Genomic DNA, 8298 nt, shown 5'->3' on the forward strand with positions numbered 1-8298 from the left:
TAACTAGAAATTTTAAAAAATCTCAGAACAAATAATTTAAATTTCCTGACAGCATTTAGTATACTAACATTATATTAACGTGCTGTCAAGAAAAATAAAAATAAGATTTTCCTCATTTTTTAAATTATACTGCAAAAAGAGATATAGGCATATTGAAATTTTCAGTGTACAAATCTTAACAAAGGGAAGAAATAAACAGGATCAAAATAATGTGATTTTATCCTTCTAAAATTTTGATATAAAATTTTCTTGTCCTTGGGCCATCAAATTCACAAAAATATATACCCTGCCATGTACCCAATACTAAGTTATTGTTTTCAATAATAACTATCTCTTCATTACCCAACAAACTTGCTTTAATATGAGCTGCCGAATTACCTTCAATATGGTTATAATTATCTTCAAATGGAACTATTTTATTTATTTCTTTTACAATATCTTTCTGTACATCTATGTCAGCATTTTCATTAATAGTAACTGCAGCTGTGGTATGAGGTATAAAAATTAAAACAGTTCCTTTTTCAACTTTACTTTCTCTAACAACATTTTTAATCTTTTCACTTATATCTACAAAATCGACTTTCCTATCTGTCTTTAATATCAATTTTTTCAGCAAAATAATATTACACCTCACTTAAAATTAAGTCTGTTGTCAAAAAATAGGCCGCAAATTGCAGCCTATTTAACTGTCTTTTCTTATCCTTTGCTTTCAGGTCTCATAGTAGGAAATAATATCACATCTCTTATAGTACTGGAATCAGTAAATAGCATTATCAGCCTATCAATTCCAATACCCAGTCCGCCAGTTGGCGGCATACCATACTCTAAAGCTCTTATAAAATCATAATCCATCATCTGAGCTTCCTCATCTCCAGCTTCTCTCATTTCAACCTGTGCTTCAAATCTTCTTTTCTGTTCTTCCGGATCATTTAATTCACTAAATGCATTTGCTATTTCTCTTCCATAAATAAATGCTTCAAACCTATATGTGAATCTAGGATCATCTGCATGTTTTTTAGCAAGTGGAGAAACTTCAATGGGATAATCCTTAATAAATGTAGGTTGAATAAGATTATCTTCTACCTTTTCTTCAAAAACAGCATTTAAAACTTCCCCATAAGACAATCCTGGTTCTATTTCAACCTCAATCTCCTCCGCCTTTTTATATGCTTCTTCAGCAGAATCGAATTCCGAAAAATCTATACCTGCATATTCTTTAACAGCTTCAACCATTGTAATTCTTCTCCACGGGGGAGTAAAATCAATTTCTGTTCCCTCATATTTTACAATACTTCTGCCGAGAACTTTATCAACAAGATAATGGACGAGATTTTCTGTCAATTCCATCATATCAAGATAATCTGCCTGAGCCTGATAAAGCTCCAGAGTTGTAAATTCAGGATTGTGTTTATATGACATACCTTCATTTCTAAAACATCTATTAATTTCAAATACTTTTTCAAACCCACCTACAATTAGTTTTTTAAGATATAGTTCGGGAGCTATTCTCAAATATAGATCCATATCAAGAGTATTGTGATGAGTTACAAAAGGTCTTGCAGTAGCTCCGCCAGCAATTGGATGCATCATTGGAGTTTCTACTTCTAGAAAACCTTTTTCTTCTAAAAAGTTTCTCATTTCCCTGATAATCTTACTTCTTATTATAAATGTCTCTTTTACTTCTGGATTAACAATCAAATCCAGATATCTCTGTCTGTATCTTAAATCTTTATCTTTAAGCCCATGAAATTTTTCTGGCAAAGGTCGCAGTGATTTAGTAAGCAGCTCAAAAGACGTAATCTTTACAGAAACTTCACCACGTCTAGTTTTGAATACCGTTCCTGTAACTCCAATCAAATCTCCTAAATCTAAGTCTTGAAAAAACTCATATCTGTCTTTTCCTACAATATTTTCTTTAATATAAAGCTGAATTTTACCGCTCATATCCATTAAATCAGCAAAACTGGCTTTACCATGAGTCCTAACAGCCATCAAACGTCCGGTGAGTTTTACCTCTTTCTCTTCAAGTTCTTCAAAATTATTTTTCACTTCTTCTGCTTTATGGGTGTATTCATATTTTTCGGCAAAAGCTTTCTCTTTTTTTTCTCTAAGATTAGATAATTTTTCCCGGCGCTGCTGCATTAATTCATTCATATCTTCAAAATTAGTTTCACTCATACTAAGTTACACATCCCTTTATATCTTTATTTATTTAGCCTAATTATTTTTTGCTTTTTTCAATAGAAATAATTTTATATTTTACCTCACCAGAAGGAGTCTCAACTGTTACTTCATCTCCAATTTTATGTCCAATTATAGATTTTCCAATCGGTGATTCATTAGAAATTTTATAATTAAGTGGATCTGATTCAGCTGATCCAACAAGAGTATAACGAACCCTTTCTTCTGTAGCCAAATCTTCCAATGTAACAGTAGTTCCAAGATTAACTTTTTTATCAGTAACTTCTTCATTTTTAACTACATGAGCATTTCTAATCATATTTTTTATTTCTTTAATTCTTCCTTCTACAAAAGCCTGCTCATTTTTTGCATCATCATATTCAGAGTTTTCACTAATATCTCCAAATTCTCTGGCAACTTTAATTCTTTTTGCTACTTCTCTTCTTTTTATTTTTTCGAGATATTCAAGCTCTTTCTCCAACTTTTCATAACCTTCTTCTGTAAGTAAAACTTCTTCAACCATATCTATATCCCTCTGCTTTCTTTATAATTTTCTCTGTACAACAAATTAGTGTCAAGTTTCCCACTTGACACTATTAATACATTTTCAATTATTAATAATTATAAATAAATATATTTTCAATGTCAAGACATCTGCATATAAATTTTGGTTAATTTTGCAAATATCAGTTCTTTTGACCTCTTTTTGGGGAGGTTAAGCTGACCTGATGCCAACCTTTTGAAATAAAATAAAAAGAAGCAGTTTTAACTGCCTCTAAAAATATATATCTTCTTTAAATTCTTTTTTATAAGAATTTAAAAGAGAAATTAATTTCTCTTTTTCTTTAATCTGATTGACCCTATTTTTCATTTCAGATGCATTGGGAAGACCTTTCAAATACCAGGATATATGTTTGCGCATTATAGGAATACCATATTTTTCTCCATAATATTCTACAGATTTTTTTAGATGGTCAACTGCCATCTCTATTATTTCAACTGGTTTTGGCCGTTCTATTTTTTTATTTTTATATAAATAGCTAATAATTTCTCGGAAAATCCAGGGATTTCCCTGAGCAGCTCTACCTATCATAACGGCCTGACAGGAAGTTTGTTTTATCATTTTTTCTGCATCTTCTCCAGAAAAAATATCCCCATTACCAATTACAGGTATATCAATATTTTCAGAGACTGATTTTATTATTGACCAGTCTGCCCTACCTTTATAAAACTGTTCTCGCGTTCTTCCATGAACTGCTACCGCAGATGCACCGGCTGATTCTGCTATCTCAGCGATCTCTACAGCATTTATGTTTTCTTTATTCCATCCAGTTCTTATTTTTACTGTTATAGGAAGCTCTGTATTTTTAACAGTACTGCTGATAATCTCATAAACACGTTCAGGATTTTTCATAAGAGCTGATCCAGCACCTGTTTTTACAATTTTTCGCGCCGGACAACCAATATTTATATCTATTAAATCAGGCTGATATTTTTCTTCAATTTTTTGTGCTGCTTCTGCAATTATATCAGCTTCTTCCCCAAAGATCTGTACCCCTATTTTTCCATTCTTTCGATTAAACCGCAGTAATTCTTTAGTTTTTTCATTACCATATATATACCCCTTAGCACTTACCATTTCAGTATAAACAAGCTGGCAGCCCATATCTCGCACTATTTGACGATAGGGATAATCACTTACTCCTGCCATAGGTGCTAAAAAAACCAATTTATCTATATTTAAATTACGAAATAACATTAATTAAAAATCACATCCCATTTAAACGAGCGATATAATTCAATCCTTTTAAAGTTAAGAAAGGTTCTACATAATCAATTTTATCAGTTTCTGCTACAATTAAACTTACCAGACCACCAGTTGCAATTACAGTAGAATTTTTCCCTAATTCCTTTTTAAATCGGTCAACAAGATATTCTACCTGACCTACAAAGCCAAAAACAATACCGGATTTCATCCCATCTACAGTATTTTTTGCTATTGCTCGCTCAGGTTTTATTAATTCAATTCTAGGCAGCTTTGCTGACTGATTAAACAGTGCTTCCGAAGAAATTCCTATACCTGGAGCTATTGCCCCCCCAATATAATCACCTTCTTTAGATACCGCACAAAAAGTTGTAGCTGTTCCAAAATCTACTATTATCAGTGGTCCTTTATAAATTTGTGAAGCTGCAACCGCATTAACTATCCGATCAGCTCCAACTTCCTTAGGATTATCCATCTTTATATTCATACCTGTTTTTACTCCAGGACCAACTACAAGTGGATTTAGATCAAAATATCTATATGTAGTTTTCTTTAAAATCCTCAAAATAGGGGGAACAACACTGGATACTATAACACCATCTATATCTTCTGTTTCTATATTTTCTGAATCAAAAAGATTTTTTAGCAGCATTGCATATTCATCTGGTGTCTTGTTTTTATCAGTTGATATTCTCCAGTGTGTCCTAAGTTTATCACCATCATAAAGTCCCAGCACTGTGTTGGTATTTCCAATATCTAAGGTTAAAATCATTTTGCACACCTCATATTAAATTTTTGCTGAAAAACTGCAGCACTATAATTTTAACACAGTTCAAGCTGGTTTGAAAAGTATTCTTTTATTCTTGTAAAAATTTCTTTTACAGACAGAATTTCATCTATTTTTCCTATTCCCTCTCCTGTGAAAAATATTCCCTTTTCTAAATCGCCACCTTTTGCAGCAAGCAGAGCATCTTTTATACAGAAATTTTCCAGACAGTGTTTTAAACACTTATCACATCGTACCGGTGGATCAGGATTGCCTGCTTTTACCCTTTCAGCAAATTCTGTTTTTATTGCATTTGCTTTTAATCCAACAGAACTCATTATTTTGATAACATCTGAAGATTTTGCTTTTACACATAATTCTTTAAAAACATCAGATATTGCAGCTTCTCTGCTTGCTAAAAATCTAGTTCCCATCTGTACTCCATCAACACCTATTTTTAATATATCTTTTATATCTTCTGGAGTAACAATATCTCCTGCCGCTATAACAGGAATGTTTATATTTTCTTTTATCTCAACTATTATATCTTTTACATCCTTATCAGATCCAAGATGGCCACCCGCATTTCCACCTTCAACAACAACTGCCGCCGCCCCTAATTTTTCTGAAATTCTGGCAAGCTTAAGTGATGATACAATAGGTATCACCGGGGTGTCTGTTTTTTTCCCTATAGTAAACATATCACGCGAAAATCCTGCTCCTGAAATAATTAAATCAATACCTGATTCAACAGATATATTAAGCAGCTTTTTAAATCCCCGGGCAGCATACATTATATTAACTCCAATGATCCCATCAGATAATTTCCTGGCTTTAATAATCTCTTCTCTCAATTCAGAAGGTTTTAAGGCTGTGCCAGCTATAACTCCAATACCACCTTCATTAGCTACAGCTGCAGCCAGCTCTGCCATAGATATTTTTACTGCCATACCACCCTGAATAATTGGAAAGGCTGCTTTTAATTTTCCTATTTTAAGTTCTGGTAATTTCAAGTTTTGAGCCTCCTCAGTCAGCGCAAGTTCACGAAGATCTCTTCTTCTAAGAAATGATAGTCCATCATCTCCACAGGTTTAAAATCCTGTTAGTCCAGCAGAATATCCCCTAACTTGCCCTTTTTATTTTTAATTCTTTATTTAATATATTTTTACTAAAATTTATATCTCTATCATTTACTTGTATTCTGCTTTATATTCTAGTGGTTCAATAAATTAACACCAATTAACATCAAATTCAGTTTTTTTCAATTACTTAACCCTTTTTCTTTTCTTGCTAAACTTCTCTGCAGACTTAATATTTTCTTTGCATAATTTATTTAAGAATCTGGAATCAGCTAATTTTTCTCTATCTGACCTAATGGCAAATTCTTTTAATCATATGAATTTCTTTTTTATCATACCATATAGTTAGTAATATTTAAATGGTTATTTTGACTTTTGGTCATTTTATTACAAAAAAAAGGCTGCTTTTTACAGCAGCCGTCTAAAGCCTGATTTAATTTATATATATTTAAAAATTTTAGAGGTTTTTTGGAGTTTCCGGCACAGAAATTTTTCCGTTAATTATCTGATTTTTATACATATCTACCTTATCTAAAGTTTCCTGGGAAAGCATTTTTTTAGCCTGAGGCATATATAATCCTACACCATCTGATTGAAGATTATATATCCTCACTCCTGTAGAAAAGTTACCATTATATAGGGCCTTAACCTCTTCCAAAACTGCTACATCAATCCTTTTAACCATACTTGTTAAAACATTGTTTGGAGCCAGATGATACTGGGGTGAATCGACGCCTATAGCATACAGATCTTTCTCCTCCGCAGCTTTAATAACACCAATTCCACATGCACCTGAAGCATGATATATAACATCTGCCCCCTGATTAAATTGTGTCAGTGATAATTCTTTTCCAGCGCCCGGGTCATCAAAAACACCTGTATAACCAATTAAAATCTTCATATCGGGTTTAACAGTCTTTACCCCGGCACGAAATCCAGCTTCGAATTTTTTTATTAAAGTTGTCTCCATTCCGCCGATAAAACCAACAGTGCCTGTTTTAGATTCCATAGCTGCAGCAACTCCTGCTAAAAATGAACCTTCATTTTCTGCAAAAGTTACTGAAACAACATTTGGCTGTTTGACAACAGAATCAATTAAACCAAATTTAGTATCAGGATACATTTGTGATACTTCTTCTAAAGCATCAGTCATTAAAAATCCAACAGCCCACACCATATCATATCCCTGTTCAGCTAAACTGCTTAAATTTGGAACATAATCTGTCATAGTGTTAGATTCAATAACAGAAATTTTGATTCCTAATTCTTCTTCAGCCTGTTTTAATCCTCTGTAGGCTGCATCATTAAAAGACTGATCTCCAAGTCCTCCAACATCTGTAACCATACCTGCTTTGAAATCCTGTGCAAAAGCTGTATTAGCCAGCAAGAAAATCAGAGCAACTATCAATAGCAAACTTAATTTTTTCAACATGTTCCCCCCTTTTTACATTATTGTATCTGTTTTCAAATATATAATTCTATATAGCATTTGTTTTTCCTGCTTTTCATCTGCTTTTATAACTTGTGAAATTAAGAGATGTTCCTGCAGTAGGGAAAATTTTAATCTGTCCATTTTCTAATTTGCAGTAAAGTTCACCATTATCCAATATATCCAGCACCCAAACTTTAAAAACTTTAGATTCATATTTTAATTCAAGCTGTTTACCAATTATTTTCAGCTCTTTTTTCCAGCTGTCTATTATTTTTTTTCTGCTGCCCGATATATACTGATCCAAAAATTCTGCAAAATTTAAATAAAGCTCACAAAAAACTTCATTTTTGTCAAAAAATGTCCCTTTCAACTTATACATAGATGTTGCTGTTTTAGAAATGTTTTCCGCAAAATAATTTTGATTAATATTTAAACCAATTCCCATTATTATTGAAGGTACAGCTTTTTTATCAGTGACAACCATTTCTGTCAGAATTCCAGATATTTTTTTCCCGTTCACTAAAACATCATTTGGCCATTTTATTTGAGAATCTATATTATATTTTTTTAGTGTCTTTTGTACAGTTAATGCTCCAATTACGGTAATTTGTGGTATTTTTTCTCTAGGCATATCCAGGTCAAATAAAAAGCTGGCCCAGAGGCCCTTTTGGTTATATGATACCCAGTTGTTTCCTCTTCTTCCCCTGCCTTTTTTTTGTTTTTCTGCCAGAATAATTTTTATCTCACTGCTTTTATTTATTTTTTTCTGCAGATATTCTTTTGCTTTATTATTTGTAGAATCAAGTTTATCATATATAAATATATTTTTATCTTTTATATATTTATTTTTTCTTTTATTATTTAAGTATTCAATAATTTTTCTTTTTGATAAAAGATTTCTGCTTTCTTTTTTCAAAATATCACACTCCAAAAATATTAGCCCGTTTTTTTAACGGGCTAATATTATCTAAATTATTATATATTTTTAGAACAGGCCTGATATCTTACCATCTGCATCTATGTCTATATCTTCTGCTGATGGTCTCTTAGGTAGCCCAGGCATTATCAGCACTGG

At 32.2% G+C, this 8298-nt stretch carries 9 protein-coding genes; all 9 read right to left on the reverse strand.

Annotated elements, in window-relative coordinates:
* Positions 1–217: 217 nt before the first annotated feature.
* Positions 218–616: a secondary thiamine-phosphate synthase enzyme YjbQ gene (locus DFR78_RS11500; RefSeq protein ID WP_114458974.1), complete on the reverse strand. Its 399-nt coding sequence runs from the start codon at positions 614–616 to the stop codon at positions 218–220.
* An 80-nt stretch (positions 617–696) separates the two neighbouring features.
* Positions 697–2178 carry a lysine--tRNA ligase gene (gene lysS, locus DFR78_RS11505; RefSeq protein ID WP_114458975.1) on the reverse strand — a complete coding sequence of 494 codons (1482 nt, stop codon included), beginning with the start codon at positions 2176–2178 and terminating at the stop codon, positions 697–699.
* Between the two features lie 43 nt (positions 2179–2221).
* Entirely contained in the window at positions 2222–2704 is a 483-nt protein-coding gene (gene greA / locus DFR78_RS11510) for a transcription elongation factor GreA (RefSeq protein ID WP_114458976.1), read from the reverse strand.
* Between the two features lie 252 nt (positions 2705–2956).
* Positions 2957–3940 (reverse strand): tRNA dihydrouridine synthase DusB, encoded by a 984-nt coding sequence (gene dusB, locus DFR78_RS11515; protein WP_114458977.1) that lies wholly within the window; start codon positions 3938–3940, stop codon positions 2957–2959.
* A gap of 10 nt (positions 3941–3950) precedes the next feature.
* Positions 3951–4718 carry a type III pantothenate kinase gene (locus tag DFR78_RS11520; protein ID WP_114458978.1) on the reverse strand — a complete coding sequence of 256 codons (768 nt, stop codon included), beginning with the start codon at positions 4716–4718 and terminating at the stop codon, positions 3951–3953.
* 50 nt (positions 4719–4768) lie between these two features.
* Complete coding sequence (locus DFR78_RS11525; protein ID WP_114458979.1) at positions 4769–5725, reverse strand: nitronate monooxygenase family protein; 957 nt, start codon at positions 5723–5725, stop codon at positions 4769–4771.
* 523 nt (positions 5726–6248) lie between these two features.
* On the reverse strand, positions 6249–7223 hold the full coding sequence (locus tag DFR78_RS11530) for a BMP family protein (RefSeq protein WP_114458980.1): 975 nt from the start codon (positions 7221–7223) through the stop codon (positions 6249–6251).
* 73 nt (positions 7224–7296) lie between these two features.
* On the reverse strand, positions 7297–8139 hold the full coding sequence (locus DFR78_RS11535) for a biotin--[acetyl-CoA-carboxylase] ligase (RefSeq protein ID WP_158531771.1): 843 nt from the start codon (positions 8137–8139) through the stop codon (positions 7297–7299).
* 69 nt (positions 8140–8208) lie between these two features.
* Positions 8209–8298, reverse strand: a 90-nt coding sequence (locus DFR78_RS11540) for a formate--tetrahydrofolate ligase (protein WP_114457469.1), incomplete at its 5' end; no start/stop codon positions are given.

It is taken from the genome of Halanaerobium sp. MA284_MarDTE_T2, assembly GCF_003337245.1.
Classification (GTDB): Bacteria; Bacillota; Halanaerobiia; order Halanaerobiales; family Halanaerobiaceae; genus QPJE01.

Excerpts from the sequence above, each read along its gene's own strand:
- lysS (WP_114458975.1), bottom strand. The coding sequence starts at position 2,178 with ATGAGTGAAACTAATTTTGAAGATATGAATGAATTAATGCAGCAGCGC.
- greA (WP_114458976.1), bottom strand. The coding sequence starts at position 2,704 with ATGGTTGAAGAAGTTTTACTTACAGAAGAAGGTTATGAAAAGTTGGAG.
- dusB (WP_114458977.1), bottom strand. The coding sequence starts at position 3,940 with ATGTTATTTCGTAATTTAAATATAGATAAATTGGTTTTTTTAGCACCT.
- DFR78_RS11520 (WP_114458978.1), bottom strand. The coding sequence starts at position 4,718 with ATGATTTTAACCTTAGATATTGGAAATACCAACACAGTGCTGGGACTT.
- DFR78_RS11530 (WP_114458980.1), bottom strand. The coding sequence starts at position 7,223 with ATGTTGAAAAAATTAAGTTTGCTATTGATAGTTGCTCTGATTTTCTTG.